At 57.8% G+C, this 17,171-nt stretch carries 12 protein-coding genes; 4 read left to right on the forward strand and 8 right to left on the reverse strand.

Going from position 1 to position 17,171, the window contains the following annotated elements; translation table 11 throughout:
* Positions 1-97 precede the first annotated feature (97 nt).
* The 4 genes from AC4PR2_RS10440 to AC4PR2_RS10455 form a co-directional block, all read right to left on the reverse strand.
* Positions 98-727, reverse strand: coding sequence for a host cell division inhibitor Icd-like protein (locus AC4PR2_RS10440; protein ID WP_492175100.1), 630 nt, complete (start codon positions 725-727; stop codon positions 98-100).
* 84 nt (positions 728-811) lie between these two features.
* Positions 812-1,129: a helix-turn-helix transcriptional regulator gene (locus AC4PR2_RS10445; protein ID WP_492175101.1), complete on the reverse strand. Its 318-nt coding sequence runs from the start codon at positions 1,127-1,129 to the stop codon at positions 812-814.
* Between the two features lie 109 nt (positions 1,130-1,238).
* Positions 1,239-2,216: a hypothetical protein gene (locus AC4PR2_RS10450; protein ID WP_492175102.1), complete on the reverse strand. Its 978-nt coding sequence runs from the start codon at positions 2,214-2,216 to the stop codon at positions 1,239-1,241.
* 27 nt (positions 2,217-2,243) lie between these two features.
* Positions 2,244-3,461 carry a tyrosine-type recombinase/integrase gene (locus tag AC4PR2_RS10455; protein WP_492175103.1) on the reverse strand — a complete coding sequence of 406 codons (1,218 nt, stop codon included), beginning with the start codon at positions 3,459-3,461 and terminating at the stop codon, positions 2,244-2,246.
* A 159-nt stretch (positions 3,462-3,620) separates the two neighbouring features.
* Here AC4PR2_RS10455 and AC4PR2_RS10460 point away from each other — a divergent pair, with 159 nt between their 5' ends.
* The 4 genes from AC4PR2_RS10460 (at position 3,621) to AC4PR2_RS10475 (ending at position 8,378) form a co-directional block, all read left to right on the forward strand.
* Positions 3,621-4,463 carry a 23S rRNA (adenine(2030)-N(6))-methyltransferase RlmJ gene (locus AC4PR2_RS10460; protein ID WP_004931012.1) on the forward strand — a complete coding sequence of 281 codons (843 nt, stop codon included), beginning with the start codon at positions 3,621-3,623 and terminating at the stop codon, positions 4,461-4,463.
* A 130-nt stretch (positions 4,464-4,593) separates the two neighbouring features.
* Complete coding sequence (gene gorA / locus AC4PR2_RS10465; RefSeq protein WP_141960502.1) at positions 4,594-5,946, forward strand: glutathione-disulfide reductase; 1,353 nt, start codon at positions 4,594-4,596, stop codon at positions 5,944-5,946.
* Between the two features lie 156 nt (positions 5,947-6,102).
* On the forward strand, positions 6,103-6,597 hold the full coding sequence (locus tag AC4PR2_RS10470; protein WP_033636391.1) for a putative pterin-binding protein: 495 nt from the start codon (positions 6,103-6,105) through the stop codon (positions 6,595-6,597).
* Positions 6,594-8,378, forward strand: coding sequence for an ATP-binding response regulator (locus AC4PR2_RS10475; protein ID WP_102985379.1), 1,785 nt, complete (start codon positions 6,594-6,596; stop codon positions 8,376-8,378). The genes AC4PR2_RS10470 and AC4PR2_RS10475 overlap by 4 nt, the downstream gene beginning before the upstream one ends.
* Here the strand turns inward: AC4PR2_RS10475 and AC4PR2_RS10480 are convergent.
* The 4 genes from AC4PR2_RS10480 to AC4PR2_RS10495 form a co-directional block, all read right to left on the reverse strand.
* The gene (locus AC4PR2_RS10480; protein WP_038873866.1) at positions 8,368-9,219 is read right to left on the reverse strand and encodes a helix-turn-helix domain-containing protein; all 852 of its coding nucleotides are present in this window, start codon (positions 9,217-9,219) and stop codon (positions 8,368-8,370) included. The two genes, AC4PR2_RS10475 and AC4PR2_RS10480, sit on opposite strands and share 11 nt — an antisense overlap.
* 456 nt (positions 9,220-9,675) lie before the next feature.
* Entirely contained in the window at positions 9,676-12,780 is a 3,105-nt protein-coding gene (locus AC4PR2_RS10485) for an autotransporter outer membrane beta-barrel domain-containing protein (protein WP_492175104.1), read from the reverse strand.
* Between the two features lie 117 nt (positions 12,781-12,897).
* Positions 12,898-15,921, reverse strand: a complete 3,024-nt coding sequence (locus tag AC4PR2_RS10490; protein WP_492175105.1) for an autotransporter outer membrane beta-barrel domain-containing protein — start codon at positions 15,919-15,921, stop codon at positions 12,898-12,900.
* Positions 15,922-16,399: 478 nt separating this feature from the next.
* On the reverse strand, positions 16,400-17,053 hold the full coding sequence (locus tag AC4PR2_RS10495; protein WP_492175106.1) for a TetR/AcrR family transcriptional regulator: 654 nt from the start codon (positions 17,051-17,053) through the stop codon (positions 16,400-16,402).
* Positions 17,054-17,171 lie beyond the last annotated feature (118 nt).

Consider the following 17,171-nt stretch of genomic DNA (forward strand, 5'->3'; position numbering starts at 1 on the left):
CTGTTTTGCCTGGATAACATTAGAGGCCTGCACGTCATAGCGAACAGCGACGGTATTACCGCGCTTATTCACGGCATAGCCGGCCACCTGGAACGTCTTAAGCATGATTGGCCCTCTCGGCCGGTAGGCGCCCTGCAAAGGTAGCAACGAAATCACGCGCCACAAGGCGACGTGCGGCGTCATAGGTTGGGGCTGTGACCTGATGGCGGTGTGGGCGATCGAGCGCGTCAGAACGGCGGACAGCGAGAAATAGCCATACAAATTGAGGGGGTGTGTGAATTGGGGCAGTAGCCATAAGGCAACCTCCGATAACAACGTAAATTACGCTATCGCCGGAGTTCCTACGCTCACTGATGGCGATAGCCCAGACGGGGGTAGGAATACCGGCGTTATCGGAAACCGGCCAGCCCGAAAGCTGCCCCGCCTGAGCTACCATTGACACGGTGGAGTGATGCGACATCTGCCCATACCCGGCAATTGCATGCCCGGTGTGAACGCACCACACCATAAAATGGCGCTCTGTGGCGTTGATTGCGACGTAAAAAAAGACGCATGGCGCGTCTATCGTCGCCGATAACATACACGGGTTCCTACGCCCGGTTACTGATTTTGCAGCAACGAAGAAACTATAACCCGCATTTTCACGGTAGCGCAAGTGCTTTACATGAAAATATTGACTATTAACGTACAGAACGCCATACGTCGCAGCTTTCGTGACATGAAACATAATATACACCTCACGGAATAATCCGGGCATTACCCCCAAAGTTTATTGCTTAACGCCAAATCTAAACTCATGAGAATTCAAGCTCTAATCGCTTTGAGCACCGCACTTCATATTTTCGCTCTCTAACTTCTTCTCATATGGGTTATTCACCGCATCAACCTTCGGTGGATTACGCACCCACCAAAGAACGTCACTTAGAAGCCAGGCGCAAGAATTGCGACCTAAATATTGATGCCGTGGAAATCGCCCTTCCTTCTCCAAGACGTGCCGAGTAGAGCGTGAAAGGCTCGTCATGAGCTTGCATTCTTTTTCACGAACACGTCGCTCTATAGAAAAACCATATTCAGCCAAAATGGTGCGTCGCTGTTCTGGTGTTGGCGGGATGAATATATGCTCTGACATGTAGCCTCCGTTGTTCTTGCGCTTTCGTAAGCATTCTTGAGTACCTGATTCGCGCAAGCAAGCAACAGAGGTCTAATTAAGCCACTGACGCAGCTTAATTAGATGGCGATTAGTCCTTTAACCATTTGGAAACAGTTGTCTTATCAAATTTACATGGCGTACCTTGTCTATTTGCTTCCGCAGTTAAAACACCAGCTAACTTAGCTGGATTCTCTTTTAATTCAGGGTAAAGTTGATTAATTAAAATCCTAATGGCATCCTTTGCCCTTGCAGACACCCTTTCTTTTTTCTCCAATGGAACAACTTTATTTTTAGCATTAATGCCCGGTGCAAATGCCCAGCTATGTAAGTTAGAGATATTCATCACATTATAAATCTTATCCAGCTCTTCATTAGACTCAAAGGCGCAACGAATCCTAATAAAATCTTTTTTCAAGACAAATAAGTCACAATTTTTTATTTCAACGTCGCAATCGGGAATCAAATTAATCATGATATTGTTTTCTGGCATTATCGTTTCATTAAATGAAGCTCCATAATTAGCTATCAATTTATTGTTGAATGTATAGTTATGGAAAAATTCATTACCAAGCCCTAAGAAGCCAGTAACTGACACTAATTCGCCATGATATTCTTCATCTACTTTTGACTTTATCAGCTCAAGCCTGGAATCATTACCACCTTCCACACGACCATTCAAAATAAAACTTTCCGCAAGACATAAGTCTTCTGATACATAGCAACCAGTGATATAGGTCAATGCCGCATATCCATCACGAACAGGGGATATACTATCAAGCCCATGCTTATTAATATATTCAATCAATACCTGATACATCACCTGTGGCGATAAATCTTCTCTGTCATCATTTGATAATTCCGCAAATGACGTTTCATTGATGATATCCTGAATGAAATATTCAGTATCCTCCGTAACATAATCATTAATTATCCCTATTGCGCCTTCAACTTTAATGTATAATCTTAAAGAGCCAATGGCCGCCCAATGAACCAGATCATCAATAGTACAAGATAACAAATCAGCAACTTGAGATATTGGATAAAATTCTTTTAATGGTAATGACATAAATAGGCATCCTTGTAATTCTGAGTCTCAACGAGATACGGGAAAGCAAAACACGTTTTTTCCAGCTATCTTTTGAAGTTCATCAAGCCATATATTTAAAGCATCAAGCTTCTCGTTCATATACAAGCTCCTATTATACACCGCCATCACTCCGCCAAGGCTATGCCCCAACAACAATTCAACTATATGCGGTGCTACACCTAGATCATTTAAGTATGTAGAAAAAGTCCTTCGTAAATCATGAAGACGCCACCGTTCGACATGCCTCAACTGTTTATAAATCCTTCCCCCAGTTTGACTAACAGCGGTGTTCTTCTTTAATTCACCAAGTAAATAGCCACTTTCTTTGTTTTCCTCTAACAATCGCTCTATCATAGGGGCTACTCTGTCCGGTATTGGTCGTACTATTTTCTCATTTGTTTTGCTATGAGACTCTGGAGTCGTCCATACCTTACTTTTTAAATCCCACTCATGGCATTCTGACAGTCTAACTTCCACCGTCCTAGCGCCGAAAACAATTAGCAAATATACTAAATTCGAGTAATAATGGTTGAAGACCCCGCCATTAATTGCTTTTATTAAATCACCAAACTCTTCACGATTTAAAAACCGTTTTCTTTTTTTAATTTTTACACCTATATCTTGAGCGGTGAGGTCATCCAAATGATTGCATGAAGCAAATCGCCGTACTCGACAGAATTTAAGAGCTTGCTGCGACATTTGCAGCAACATGCCTGCGGTACTGGGTGCATTCTTCTTCGTTCTTGCAAAACATACAAGCCAAAGGTGGGTTTCACAATCAGATAGAGCAATATCACCGATGTATGGAAAAATATGCTTATTAAAGCGTTCTCTGTATCTAGAGTCGTTAATAATATTTCCATCCACATATTCTGCCAACCAATATTCTATAGCATCCCTTACCGTTACTGGTTTTAGTGATGATTCCCTATCAAGTTTTAGCATGCGTTTGGGATCTTTGCCTTCAGCAAGCCACCTGCGGCACTGGCTACGCATTTCTCTTGCCTTTGCTAGCGACATATCAGGGTAGCGCCCCAGCCGAGGGCGGGATACCGTCGATGAGCGACCTTCTAGCTTGTATTGATAGAACCAGCTTATTGCACCGTTTTTGCTAATTCGAATCATCAACCCCCCACCATCGGATAGTGTATATTCTTTGTCATGCCCTCCGGCAGCAAGTGCTTTGAGCTTTTTGTCAGTCAGGTGGTTTATGCTGGATGCCATGAGGATAAATTCCGGTTTTCGTGATCAACCACGTGATCAACGGTTTACCGTAAAAGCTCGAAAACATCAATAAACACCAGAACCAGATTAGGTATCGGAAAAAGTTAATTTACTGATTTTTAATAAAATAATGAAACCATTAGGAAGCATCAAAACATTATGTTGAGTTATCGCCACAGTTTCCACGCCGGCAACCACGCCGACGTGCTCAAACACACCGTTCAGAGCCTGATCATCGAGTCGCTGAAGGAAAAAGAGAAGCCGTTCCTGTATCTGGATACCCACTCGGGCGCAGGCCGTTATCAGCTCAGCGGCGAACACGCCGAGCGCACCGGCGAATACCTGGAAGGCATCGGCTTGCTGTGGCAGCGCGACGATCTGCCGGAAGAGCTGGCGGCCTACATGAGCGTGGTACACAACTTCAACCGTTCCGGCACGCTGCGCTACTATCCCGGCTCGCCGCTGATCGCCCGCCAGCTGCTGCGCCCGCAGGACAAAATTCACCTGACCGAGCTGCACCCGAGCGACTACCCGCTGCTGCGCAGCGAGTTCCAGAAAGACGAACGCGCCAAAGTGCAGCGCGCCGACGGCTATCAGCAGCTGAAATCCCAGCTGCCGCCCCTGTCGCGCCGCGGCCTGATCCTGATGGACCCGCCGTATGAAATGAAGACCGATTACCAGGACGTGGTCAAAGGCATTCAGGAAGGCTACAAGCGTTTCGCCACCGGCACTTACGCGCTGTGGTACCCGGTGGTGATGCGCCAGCAGATCAAACGCATGCTGCGCGATCTGGAAGCCACCGGCATTCGCCGCATTCTGCAGATCGAACTGGCGGTGAAACCCGACAGCGATCAGCGCGGCATGACCGCCTCCGGCATGATCGTCATCAACCCGCCGTGGAAGCTGGAGCAGCAGATGAAAAACGTGCTGCCGTGGCTGCACAAGGTGCTGGTGCCGTCGGGCATCGGCCACCATCTGGTGAACTGGGTGGTACCGGAATAATCCCCGGCAGGGCGCGGTTCGCCGCGCCCTGCGTCCACCTATCGCAGCCATCGACGCAATCTTTGCGACAAACCCCGGTCAGGCGTTAAACTCTTACCCTCTTCAAATTCACAACTCATGGAAATCCCAGATGACGAAACATTACGATTATCTAGCAATTGGCGGCGGCAGCGGCGGTATCGCATCGATCAACCGGGCAGCCATGTACGGCCAAAAGTGTGCGCTGATTGAAGCCAAAGAGCTGGGCGGCACCTGTGTAAACGTGGGTTGTGTACCGAAAAAAGTCATGTGGCACGCGGCGCAGATCGCCGAGGCCATCCATCAGTACGGCCCGGACTACGGCTTCGACACCACCGTCAACGCCTTCGACTGGAAGAAGCTGGTCGCCAACCGCACCGCCTATATCGACCGCATCCACAACTCCTACGACAACGTGTTGGGCAAGAACAAGGTCGACGTGATCAAAGGCTTCGCGCGCTTCGTGGATGCGCACACCGTGGAAGTGAACGGCGAGACCATCACCGCCGACCACATCCTGATCGCCACCGGCGGCCGCCCGAGCCACCCGGCGATTCCGGGTGCGGAATACGGCATCGACTCCGACGGCTTCTTTGAGCTGGACGCCATGCCGAAGCGCGTCGCCGTAGTCGGCGCCGGCTATATCGCCGTAGAGATCGCCGGCGTGCTGAACGCGCTGGGCGCGGAAACGCACCTGTTTGTGCGCAAGCACGCGCCGCTGCGCAGCTTCGATCCGATGATCGTCGAAACCCTGGTGGAAGTGATGAACACCGAAGGGCCGAGCCTGCACACCGAATCGGTGCCGAAAGCGATCGTCAAGAACGCCGACGGCAGCCTGACGCTGCAGTTGGAAAACGGCAAGGCATTCACCGTCGACTGCCTGATCTGGGCCATCGGCCGCGAACCGGCGACCGACAACCTGAACCTCGGCGTTACCGGGGTGAAGACCAACGATCAAGGCTACATTGACGTCGATAAGTTCCAGAATACCAACGTCAAAGGCATCTACGCGGTGGGCGACAACACCGGCGCGGTAGAGCTGACCCCGGTCGCCGTGGCCGCCGGCCGCCGCCTGTCCGAGCGCCTGTTCAACAACAAGCCGGACGAGCACCTGGATTACAGCAACATCGCCACCGTGGTGTTCAGCCACCCGCCGATCGGCACCGTCGGCCTGACCGAGCCGGAAGCCATCGAGAAGTTCGGGGCGGACAACGTGAAGGTATACAAATCCTCCTTCACCGCCATGTACAGCGCCGTGACGCAGCACCGCCAGCCGTGCCGCATGAAGCTGGTGTGCGCGGGTAAAGAAGAGAAGATCGTCGGCCTGCACGGCATCGGCTTCGGCATGGATGAAATCCTGCAGGGCTTCGCGGTAGCGGTGAAGATGGGCGCCACCAAGAAGGACTTCGACAACACCGTGGCGATCCACCCGACCGCGGCGGAAGAGTTCGTTACCATGCGCTAACCGCTGCGGTTAGCCCATTCTCAGGCCGGTAAACACCGGCCTGTTCTTTTTGTGCGGTTTACTATTCCCTTCGCACCCGCCTGCTTTTTCTGCCATTATTCTGCCTGATAAATTAGCGGGACTGATACAACCTCCCCGCGCCTCTGGAGAACACCGATGCTGTTCAAACTATGCAAAACCCTTGCGATGGCCTGCGTGGCCCTGATTATCGCCCAGAGCAGCGCGCTCAGCTTTACCCTGGAAGTGGCGGGCAAGATCGACAACGTGACCGACCCGGTCAATAAAAGCTATCTGTTCACCGATAAGCAGCTGTTGGCGATGCCGGTGCGCAGCATCACCACCTCCACGTCCTGGACGCCGCAGAGAAAATTCGAAGGAATTTCAGTGGCCGATATCCTGGAGCGCGTCGGCGCCAAGGGCGAGACGCTGACCTTCTACGCGCTGAACGATTATTACATCGACGTGCCGCTGTCCGACGTCAAAAAGTACAACATGATCCTGGCCTACAAGATGGACGGGGAAATGCTGAAGCTCAGAAACTTCGGCCCGCTGTTCCTGGTTTACCCGCGCGACGCCGCCGGGCCTGAACTGAACTCGCCGTTGTACAACTCGCGCTTTATCTGGCAAGTCGACAGGATCGTGATCAAATGAAGCTGACGACCTTTAAGAACGGCAGCAGGCTGGCGATCCCGGCGATCTTTGCCGCGCTGTTTCTGGTGGCGTCGACCGTCACGCTCTATTACTACAGCGCCACCCTGTCGAAGAAAGGGCTGTATGCCATCGCCGGCACGCAGGAGAACTACTCGTGGTCGATCGCCAAGTTCTCCATCAAGCTGGCGGAATTCGACACCTTCGTCGAGCAGCAGAGCCACGCTCCGCAGGTCGACAACGACAATCTGCGGCTGCGGTTCGAAATCCTCTATTCGCGCTTTTACGTGCTGGAAACCGTCTCCGAATCGACCCAGCCGCTGTACGCCGAGCCGGGCTACCCGGAAGTGGTCAAACAGATGCGCCTGCAGATGGATCGCATCGATAAGCTGCTGGACAGCCCGAAAATCGACTTCGACCAGGTTTTCGCGGCCATGAAGGCCATCAAGCCTTACGCCATCGAAATGGCCAACCTGACCGACCACGCCGAGGTGAAGCAGCGCACCGCCGCCTATGAGGACTACATCGAGAAACGGCACATTATTTTCTATGGGTTGGTGATCGTCATGTTCTCGGTGATTGCGCTGATCGCCATCACCCTGATCGTGTTCCGCCAGCAGCGGCTGACCATTCGCCAGCAGGCCAAGGCGATCGAGGCGGAGAAAGCGACTCGCACCAAGAACGCCTTCCTCGGCGCCATCGGCCACGAGCTGCGCACCTCGTTGCAGAGCGTGATGTCGGCCATCGACGTACTGGTGAACACCCGGGTGTCGGTGGAGCATGCGGACACTTTCCAGCGGCTGGAGACCGCCGCGCAGCAAATCGAAAGCCAGATGAAAGATCTGACCGACTATGCGCACCTCGACAGCGGCATGATGGAATTGCGCATCGTGCCGTTCGACGCGCAGAAGCTGATCGCGGAGACCGCCAACGAAATCGCCACCCTGACCCGCAAAGAGCAGGTCAAACTCAGCTGCGAGGTGGAGTGCAGCCACCTGCTGGTGCACTCCGATCCGCTGCGCATCCGGCAGATTATCGTCAACCTGCTGACCAACGCCTACAAATACACCGAAAGCGGCAGCATCACGCTGCACAGCTGCCTGCGCCGCCAATCGGGCGGCAGTTCGTTGATCATCGAAGTGACCGACACCGGCATCGGTATCGAAAAAGACCAGCTCGATCAGATCTTCAAACCCTTTACCCAGTTGGATCAGTCGCATACCAAGCAGTATGCCGGCGTGGGGATGGGGCTGGCGATCGTGCACGGCCTGGTGACGTTGCTCGACGGCACCATCACGGTGTACAGCGAAATCAAGAAGGGCAGCACCTTTATCGTCAGCATTCCGGTGCAGATCAGTGAAGACGAACGTGCCGACGAGCCCGCCGCCGCCAATGCTTCTCTGCAGCAGAAGCCGCAGCAGGTCCTGGTGGTGGATGACAACAAGTCGGTGGGTGACGCCTTTGCGGCGCTATTGGACAAGCTGGGCTATCAGCACGAACTGTGCGACTCGCCGGAGCGCGCGCTGCAGAAGCTGCTCAGACGCCCTTACGACGCGCTGTTGCTGGATCTGCAGATGCCGGGCATCGACGGGGCCGCCCTGGCCAGGCAGCTGCGCAACCGTCGCGGCCCCAACCGCCATGTGCCGATCATCGGCATCAGCGCCTACACGCCGGAGCAGCTGACGGCGGACCAGCGCGCCCTGTTCGACAACTACCTGATGAAGCCGGTCCGGCTGGATGCGCTGTCGAGCGCGCTGGCCGAGGTGTTCCCCGCTAAAGATTAAAACAGCGTTGCAGTGCGGCTTCGATCACATGGAGCCGCACCGGCTTTTCATAAGGGCCGAGCACGTCGTACTCGCGCATCGCCTGAGCGATTTCCGACTCGCGTCGGTCGGTCCCCAGCTCGCCGGTCAGCACCAGTACCGGCGCATCCGGGTTGTCGGAGGCGCGGATAGTGGCGATACAGCGATCCGCCGTTTCCTCACCGATCAGCCAGTCCACCACGTAGCCGTCGAACAGACTTTGCTGCAATGCCTGACAGAAGCTGTCGACGTCGTAAAACGCCACCGCGTTGAAACCGCAGCCGCCGAGATACTTGGCCAGCTCATCGGCCGCCTGATGCGAATCGTCCAATACCGCGATGCTCAGCCGCTCGTCGTCGCCGAAGCCGGGCCGGATTTCGATCAGATCGACGCCGTAACGCGGGCCTGCCGGCGCCTCATCAGCGCGATAGATATGCCACTGCCCTTCCACGCGCAGCGCCACAAACTCCGCCGGCCGCCCGGCAGCAAGCTCGTCGCCGATGTGCCCGACGCAAGGTATCGCCACCCCCGCCACGACAAAGATGGCATCGCGCGCCATGTTTGGCTCGGGCGTCTCGTGTTCGGCGCTCAAATCGGCGATCGCCGCCGGCGTTTCTCCCAGCGCGGCCGCGACGCTGTTGATCTGCTCCAGCGTCCAAGGGCTTTGCCCTTTCAGTTTGCGGTGCGCATGTGAAAAACTCAGATCCAAGATGCGGCTGAGCTCTCGGGCATGCTGACGTTTTCCAATCCCGTAATGTAAAAACAGCTCCCTGACCCGATTGGCAATCGACTGTGAATCGAATTTTTGGTGATTGTTATCCATTTGTTCCTTCGATTTTTTTTACTGATTTATCAGTCGTTTTGATTATTTCTGCTGAAAAAGCCACATCTAAAACTAGCATCTCATGCAATTATGCGTTAAAAACGTTGCTTGACATACCATGTTGCATCGTCAAACATGGTATCAAAAGAGACATACAGCAATACACTATAAAAAATAACACCAGCACGTTTTTTAATAATAACCATAGTAACACCAGGGAAAATTTGTTCCGTTGCCGCTACTGAGACGATGAGCACATCGCTCGGACTGCACAAGCAAAACGGGGCTTGAGCCTTTAGCGCTAATCTGTTTTACCCACTTTTGAGCCGGGATCCGTCAGGGTCCCGGTTTTTTATTGCCCCTGGCGCCGCGCCATCATACGGACTCACCCCGCAGCCGCAAATAAAAACGGAGCCGGCATGCCGGCTCCGTTGTCCTTGAGATCGCCGTTGAAGGTCAGAAGCGCCAGGTGAAGCCGGCGTTGACGCTGTTGTCCTGGTGGTGCTGCGACAGCAGCCCGCCGTAGCCCAGCGACAGCGTGGCGTTCTCGTTCACCGCCACTTCCGCCCCCGCCTTCAGCACCATCCCGTCGCGCGAGACCGGCACGCTGTCCACCACGAACGGCGCGTTGCCGCCGTTGAACCGCAGCCCGGTGCCTCGCTCCAGCCCGCCGTACTGGTGTTGCCACCCCAGCTCGCTGCGCAGCGCCACCGTCGTGCCCGCGCTCACCTGCCATTCGGTGTCCGCACGCAGACCCAGCGTCGATACCGTCGCGTCGGTATGCTGTTTATCCCCGCGCAAGGCCGCCGCGCCGCCGCTTTCCGCGATACCGTTGTTCTCGAAGTTCACGTACGCCAGGTTCACGAACGGCTCCAGGTTCAGCCACTCACCCTGCACGCTGTAACCCGCTTCCGCGAACAGCTGCTCGGTGCGCGCGCTGTACTTCGCCGTGTCGCGGTCCGACTGCATCCCGTAGTTCACCGACCGCTTGGTATCGATGCGGTGCCAGGTGTAGCCCGCCCCGCCGCGCAGCGCCAGCGCCCCGAACTGCTTGTCGCCGTACGCCGCCAGGTGGTAGTTGTCGCTGTCCGCCTTCGACCCGTACCCGCCGTGCAGCGAGGTGCGGGTGTAGCCGGTCGCTACCCCCAACCGCCAGTCGTCCGCCGCCGCCGAGTCCAGCCCCACCAGCACCCCGTAGGTCGAGGCCTGATAACCCGTGGCGTTGGCGTCGCCCGACGCGTGGTCCCACGCCCCCAGCAGCTGCGCCCAGGCACCGCCCTCGTCCGCCTTGATGGCCGACGAGCTCGCCAGCCCTTCCGCCTGACGCAGACGCCCGTTCAGCGCCTCACGCAGGTAGCGGCTGTCGTTCACCAGCGCCGACGCGATATCCGCATGGATTTGCCCCGACAGCTGACGGAACGCCTGCCGCGCTTCGCCCGCCGTGCCGCTGCCGAGCAGGCTCTCGTACACCGGATTGCCCGCCGCCAGCGCATCCGCCGCTGCCGCCACCGCCCGCTCGTTCGGCGTCTGCGCCACGCTGGCGAAGCTCGTGCCGTTGCGCCCGACGCTCAGCGTCACCCCGGTCGGCTGGTAGCTCAGCCCGGTGCCGAGGAACAGGTAGTTCGGCGCCACCGCGTCAAACTGCCCGCTCACCCCCTGCTGCGCGCTCAAAATGTTGTACTGCTGGCCCAGCAGGCTGCGCACCTCGCTTTGCGTCAGCAGGTTGGGGCTGTTCTCCAGCGTCACCGCCACCTCGCCGCCGCCGATCGTCGCCGATCCGCTGCTCTGGATCCGATCGCTCTGGCCGTTCGGCCCCACTTCCACCGCGTAGCGCGAACCCGGCTCGAAGCTGACGTTACCCGCCACGTTCAGGGTGCCGATCGAGTTGCCCGGCGCCACGGTGCCGCCCTGACGGGCGGTCAGCGAACCGACCGTGCCGCTGCCGCCGACGATGCCGCCGTTCTGCACGCTGACGGCCGAGGTGACCGAGCCGTTGACTGCCAGCCGCCCCTGATTGACCAGCGTCGGGCCGGCATAGGTGTTGGTGCCGGTCAGCTCCAGGATTCCCGCGCCCTCTTTGGTCAGGCCGCCGTGGCCGGAAATGTTGTTGGAGTAGATTTCCCATCCACAGTGGAAGTCATCACATTTCCTGGCGTGCAACGTACCGGCATCCACCTCGGCGCCCCTCCCCGGAATATTGGCGACAAACTGGGTCGGGCCATAGGCCACGCCCGTCGGATCCGGGATGCGGAACTCCGCGGGAATATCCTCGACGGTATAGAACATACCCGGGCCGTTGATGGCCTTGCCCAGGTTGATCATCCCCCAGCCATAGAGCGCATCGATGCCCGGCGCGCCCATGTCGGTGGCGGTGGTTTTCAACACGTCGGCAATCTGCGCCGAGGTCATGTACGGGAAGCGCTGCAGCAACACCGCCACCGCGCCGGTGACGTGCGGCGTCGCCATCGAGGTGCCGTTTTTATTGCCGTAGTCCGACACCAGGTTGGCCGGATCGGAACCATTGGCCACGGTGCTGTAGATTTTGCTGCCCGGCGACGAGACGCAGAAGCTGGCGGTATAGCCGCAGCGGGAAGAGAAGCCGCTGATGGTGTAAGGCACGCTGTTGGTCGATGCCGCATCCTGCGCCACGCTGGCAACCGACAGCCAGTTCGGCGCGATGTCCGGCACGAAGTAGGCCAGCCCGCTGATCACATCCGGTTGGTTGTAGTTGCCGTCGTTGCCGGCGGCGAACAGCACCAGAATATTTTTGCGCGCCGCGTCGATGGCGCCCTGATAGCCTGCGCCGGCCAGGCTGCCGAGCAGCGGTTTGACCTGATCGAATTGTTCCTGCGCATCCTTCAGCTCAAAGTGCAGCGCGTTAGGATCGCGGCCGCCGTCGGACAGAAAGTCGGGAATACTGACGCCCCAGCTGTTGTTGATCACCCGCGCACCGCTGTTGATCATCGCCTGCCAGCCGGCATTGGTGACGGCGCCGTCCAGGCCGAGAAATTCGCCGTAGGCCGGGCCGTCGTTGTCGTTATCGACGCTGATCACCTGCGAATCGAAGGCCACGCCGTGCATGCCGACGCCATCGCGGTTGGCGGCGCTGATGCCCGCGACGTGCACCCCGTGATTGCTCAGCATGCCCTGTGAGCCGCTGTAGAAGTGGAAGGTGCCGTCGAAGTAAAAGCGGTCGCCGGCGTTAATGCCCGGCCGGTGCAGATCGGTGTAGGCGCGATAGCCTTCGGTGACCACGTTGATCAGTTTGCCGTCGCCGGCGAACTCGGGATGGCGGTTGACCGGGGTGTCGAAAATGCCCACCTTCTGCCCTTTGCCGGTATAACCGGCGGCGTAGGCCTCATCGGCATGGATCGCCCCCAGCCCCCAGTTGGCGTTGAATTCGGCGCTGCGCCAGCTGGCCGGATCGCCAGCTTGGCCGTTCACCTCGTGCGGTGCCGCCTGCGCATACCCCGCCAGCGCCATGCAGCAGACCAGCGCGTTCAGCCGCCACGGCGAGCGACGAACGTTTCCTTTGCTATCAAAACCCATTGTTGTTGTCATTTCCTTACCTTTTGCTTGTTATTGGCCGACGCCCCAGGTGCGCCGGGTTCTCATTAGCAGGATGTGAAAAAGGAACCGCCCGCAGACGGTTCCCTACAAGGATTAAGTCGATGTTGCTTAGAAGCGCCAGGTGAAGCCGGCGTTGACGCTGTTGTCCTGGTGGTGCTGCGACAGCAGCCCGCCGTAGCCCAGCGACAGCGTGGCGTTCTCGTTCACCGCCACTTCCGCCCCCGCCTTCAGCACCATCCCGTCGCGCGAGACCGGCACGCTGTCCACCACGAACGGCGCGTTGCCGCCGTTGAACCGCAGCCCGGTGCCTCGCTCCAGCCCGCCGTACTGGTGTTGCCACCCCAGCTCGCTGCGCAGCGCCACCGTCGTGCCCGCGCTCACCTGCCATTCGGTGTCCGCACGCAGACCCAGCGTCGATACCGTCGCGTCGGTATGCTGTTTATCCCCGCGCAAGGCCGCCGCGCCGCCGCTTTCCGCGATACCGTTGTTCTCGAAGTTCACGTACGCCAGGTTCACGAACGGCTCCAGGTTCAGCCACTCACCCTGCACGCTGTAACCCGCTTCCGCGAACAGCTGCTCGGTGCGCGCGCTGTACTTCGCCGTGTCGCGGTCCGACTGCATCCCGTAGTTCACCGACCGCTTGGTATCGATGCGGTGCCAGGTGTAGCCCGCCCCGCCGCGCAGCGCCAGCGCCCCGAACTGCTTGTCGCCGTACGCCGCCAGGTGGTAGTTGTCGCTGTCCGCCTTCGACCCGTACCCGCCGTGCAGCGAGGTGCGGGTGTAGCCGGTCGCTACCCCCAACCGCCAGTCGTCCGCCGCCGCCGAGTCCAGCCCCACCAGCACCCCGTAGGTCGAGGCCTGATAACCCGTGGCGTTGGCGTCGCCCGACGCGTGGTCCCACGCCCCCAGCAGCTGCGCCCAGGCACCGCCCTCGTCCGCCTTGATGGCCGACGAGCTCGCCAGCCCTTCCGCCTGACGCAGACGCCCGTTCAGCGCCTCACGCAGGTAGCGGCTGTCGTTCACCAGCGCCGACGCGATATCCGCATGGATTTGCCCCGACAGCTGACGGAACGCCTGCCGCGCTTCGCCCGCCGTGCCGCTGCCGAGCAGGCTCTCGTACACCGGATTGCCCGCCGCCAGCGCATCCGCCGCTGCCGCCACCGCCCGCTCGTTCGGCGTCTGCGCCACGCTGGCGAAGCTCGTGCCGTTGCGCCCGACGCTCAGCGTCACCCCGGTCGGCTGGTAGCTCAGCCCGGTGCCGAGGAACAGGTAGTTCGGCGCCACCGCGTCAAACTGCCCGCTCACCCCCTGCTGCGCGCTCAAAATGTTGTACTGCTGGCCCAGCAGGCTGCGCACCTCGCTTTGCGTCAGCAGGTTGGGGCTGTTCTCCAGCGTCACCGCCACCTCGCCGCCGCCGATCGTCGCCGATCCGCTGCTCTGGATCCGATCGCTCTGGCCGTTCGGCCCCACTTCCACCGCGTAGCGCGAACCCGGCTCGAAGCTGACGTTACCCGCCACGTTCAGGGTGCCGATCGAGTTGCCCGGCGCCACGGTGCCGCCCTGACGGGCGGTCAGCGAACCGACCGTGCCGCTGCCGCCGACGATGCCGCCGTTCTGCACGCTGACGGCCGAGGTGACCGAGCCGTTGACTGCCAGCCGCCCCTGATTGACCAGCGTCGGGCCGGCATAGGTGTTGTTACCCGTCAGCACCAGCGTGCCGATGCCCTGCTTGGTCAGGCCGCCGTGGCCGGAGATGTCGTTGCTCCAGAAGTCCAGGCCGCAAAGATCGCTGCTGCAGACGCGCTCGGTCGGTTTACCCTTGTCCAGCACCGCACCGACGCCCGGCAGATCCACCACGAACTGGGTCGGGCCGTAAGCCACGCCTGTCGGATCCGGAATGCGGAACTCCGCAGGAATATCTTCGACGGTCACCAACATGCCCGGGCCGTTGATGGCCTTGCCCAGGTTGATCATCCCCCAGCCGTAGAGCGCGTCGATGCCCGGCGCGCCCATGTCGGTGGCAGTGGTTTTCAGCACGTCCGCCACCTGTGCGCCATTCAAATACGGGAACCGCTCCATCAGCACCGCAACGCTGCCGGCCACGTGCGGCGCCGCCATCGAGGTACCGCTGTATTTGGCGTAGCCGGTCGTCAGATTCTCCACGCTGGTGCCTTCAATCACCGAGCTGTACACCCGGGTACCCGGTGCCGAGACGCACAAACTGGCGGTATAGCCGCAGCGGGAAGAGAAGGTGCTGATGCTGTAATCGCCGGTATTGGTAGGATCCTGCAGGCTGGCGACCGACAGCCAGTTCGGCGCGATATCCGGCACGAAATACGCCAGGCCGGCCATGGCGTCCGGGTTGTTCAGGTTGTAATCGTTCCCGGCGGCGAAGATGGTGACCACGCCGCTGCGCGCCGCGTCGATCGCGCCCTGATAGGCGCCGCCGGGCTTGGTGCCCAGGATAACCTTGATCTGATCGAACTGCTTTTGCGCATCGTCGACCGTGAAATGAGGATAAGCGGGATCTTTGCCTCCCTTGGCGAATTTATCGGTAATGCCGATGCCCCAGCTGTTATTGATGATGCGCGCGCCGCTGGCCACCAGCGCCTCCCAGCCGGCCTGGTAAACCGCACCGTCGTTACCGAGCACAATGCCGTCCTCCGGGCCGGGATCGCCGTTTTCCGCGCTGATGATCTGCGCGTTGAACGCCACGCCGTGCATGGCGCCGCCGTCGCGGCTGCCGGCGGCGATGCCGCCCACGTGGGTGCCGTGCGAACCGAGCGTACCGTCAGAGTCCACACTCGGCGTACCGTCATAGCGGAAAACGTCGCCTTTTTTCACCGGAATATAGGGGTCGGTGTATTCGCGTATGCCTTCGGTAACCAGATTGATCACCTTATCAGGACCGGAAAACTCGGGGTGCTTGGCGTAGACCGGCTGATCGAAAATGCCGAGTTTGATGCCTTTGCCGGTATAACCGGCGGCGTAGGCCTGGTCGGCGTGGATCGCCCCCAGCCCCCATTCCGCGTTGAACTCACTGCTGCGCCAGCTGGCCGGATCGCCCGCTTTGCCGTTCTCTATATAGGTGGCAGCCTGCGCCCCGCCGATCGCCGTCAGGCAGATCAGCATCGCGCTCCATTGTGCGCGATGAACTCCGATTTCAGGCCAGCCGAAGGCCGCCCGAGCGGATTTGACTCCTCTAAGTTTCTTCTCCATCCCAGATACCGTCCGTTGTTGTTTGCAAATGTTTTATAAGATTTTTTGTGTAACAGTTTGGTAACACCAAATAAATAAAGCACAACAATCTCAAGTGCGCTTAATGTGTCATCCGGCAGTCAGGAGGGAGGAGAGAAAGTTTCAGGGGTGAATCAGGCGAAGGAGGATAAGAAATGGCAATGACATCCCCCAACGCCGAAGTCGCGGCATGAGGTGAGAGAAACAATATTATGACTATGATAAATAAGAATATAATTCAGTAAATAACAAAGAGGCAGAACGCCTGAAAAGTGATTAACAGGCGTCTTTTATCACTTTTAATTATAAATTTTGCCAATATTCACTCAGTGAATTATGCTGGATTTTCACTCAGCCATCGGCAAAAATTGGATTATCCTGCTGATGTTTTTTTGCTGTTCATCGCGTCTTCTTCCGCCTGACGAAGGATGGCTTTGGCCATCCATTGCGTGACGTCCTGAATATTATCCAGCTCCAGGCCCCAGATATCTTTCAACACCAGAAATACTTCCGAGCCGTAAATCAGCGAGAAAGCATGAATCACTCTCTGCAGAGAGTCCGACGGCAGTTTGCCCTGCAACGGCTCTACCGCCAGCGCCAGCAGACGCTTGCGGTTGCCGCGCACGAATTTTTCGCCCGGCGTCGCGCTCGCCCACTGCTGTAAAGAGAGCTGCAACGCCGCGCGCAACGCCCCCTCATGCCGCTCCATCTGAGGATAGGCGAAGCTCAGCAATTGCTGAATACGCTTCAAAGCATCATCGTCTTGCGGGCGCCATTCCAGGATTGGGCCCAGGCTTTCCGCCACCACGGCGCTAATCAGCGCACTTTGGGTCGGAAAGTAACGGTAGGCCGTCGCACGCGATACCTGTGCATGCGCCGCCAGTTCGGTGATCGAAGGAAACGCGCCTTCGTCATACAGCGCCATCGCGCTGGCCAGCAACAAACGGTAGGTTTTTGCCCGGGCGGAGGTCAGAGAAGGATCGAGAGGGACGGGAAAAGCATCTATCGGCACATAAACCTCATGCATCTGCACACGCTAGCACAACCGGGGACGATGCCTCTGTTGGCCGGTTGCCGGCAAAGCGCCGGCCACGTTGAAAAGCTCAAAAATGAGACAGAAGTCCCATTTTGCATCGCCTAACCCT

Source organism: Serratia sp. A07 (assembly GCF_058725505.1).

What these genes read in the sequence shown, in the direction of transcription:
- AC4PR2_RS10440 (WP_492175100.1), bottom strand. Translation starts at nt 727, where the DNA reads ATGTTTCATGTCACGAAAGCTGCGACGTATGGCGTTCTGTACGTTAAT.
- AC4PR2_RS10445 (WP_492175101.1), bottom strand. Translation starts at nt 1,129, where the DNA reads ATGTCAGAGCATATATTCATCCCGCCAACACCAGAACAGCGACGCACC.
- AC4PR2_RS10450 (WP_492175102.1), bottom strand. Translation starts at nt 2,216, where the DNA reads ATGTCATTACCATTAAAAGAATTTTATCCAATATCTCAAGTTGCTGAT.
- AC4PR2_RS10455 (WP_492175103.1), bottom strand. Translation starts at nt 3,461, where the DNA reads ATGGCATCCAGCATAAACCACCTGACTGACAAAAAGCTCAAAGCACTT.
- AC4PR2_RS10460 (WP_004931012.1), top strand. Translation starts at nt 3,621, where the DNA reads ATGTTGAGTTATCGCCACAGTTTCCACGCCGGCAACCACGCCGACGTG.
- gorA (WP_141960502.1), top strand. Translation starts at nt 4,594, where the DNA reads ATGACGAAACATTACGATTATCTAGCAATTGGCGGCGGCAGCGGCGGT.
- AC4PR2_RS10470 (WP_033636391.1), top strand. Translation starts at nt 6,103, where the DNA reads ATGCTGTTCAAACTATGCAAAACCCTTGCGATGGCCTGCGTGGCCCTG.
- AC4PR2_RS10475 (WP_102985379.1), top strand. Translation starts at nt 6,594, where the DNA reads ATGAAGCTGACGACCTTTAAGAACGGCAGCAGGCTGGCGATCCCGGCG.
- AC4PR2_RS10480 (WP_038873866.1), bottom strand. Translation starts at nt 9,219, where the DNA reads ATGGATAACAATCACCAAAAATTCGATTCACAGTCGATTGCCAATCGG.
- AC4PR2_RS10485 (WP_492175104.1), bottom strand. Translation starts at nt 12,780, where the DNA reads ATGACAACAACAATGGGTTTTGATAGCAAAGGAAACGTTCGTCGCTCG.
- AC4PR2_RS10490 (WP_492175105.1), bottom strand. Translation starts at nt 15,921, where the DNA reads ATGCTGATCTGCCTGACGGCGATCGGCGGGGCGCAGGCTGCCACCTAT.
- AC4PR2_RS10495 (WP_492175106.1), bottom strand. Translation starts at nt 17,053, where the DNA reads ATGCATGAGGTTTATGTGCCGATAGATGCTTTTCCCGTCCCTCTCGAT.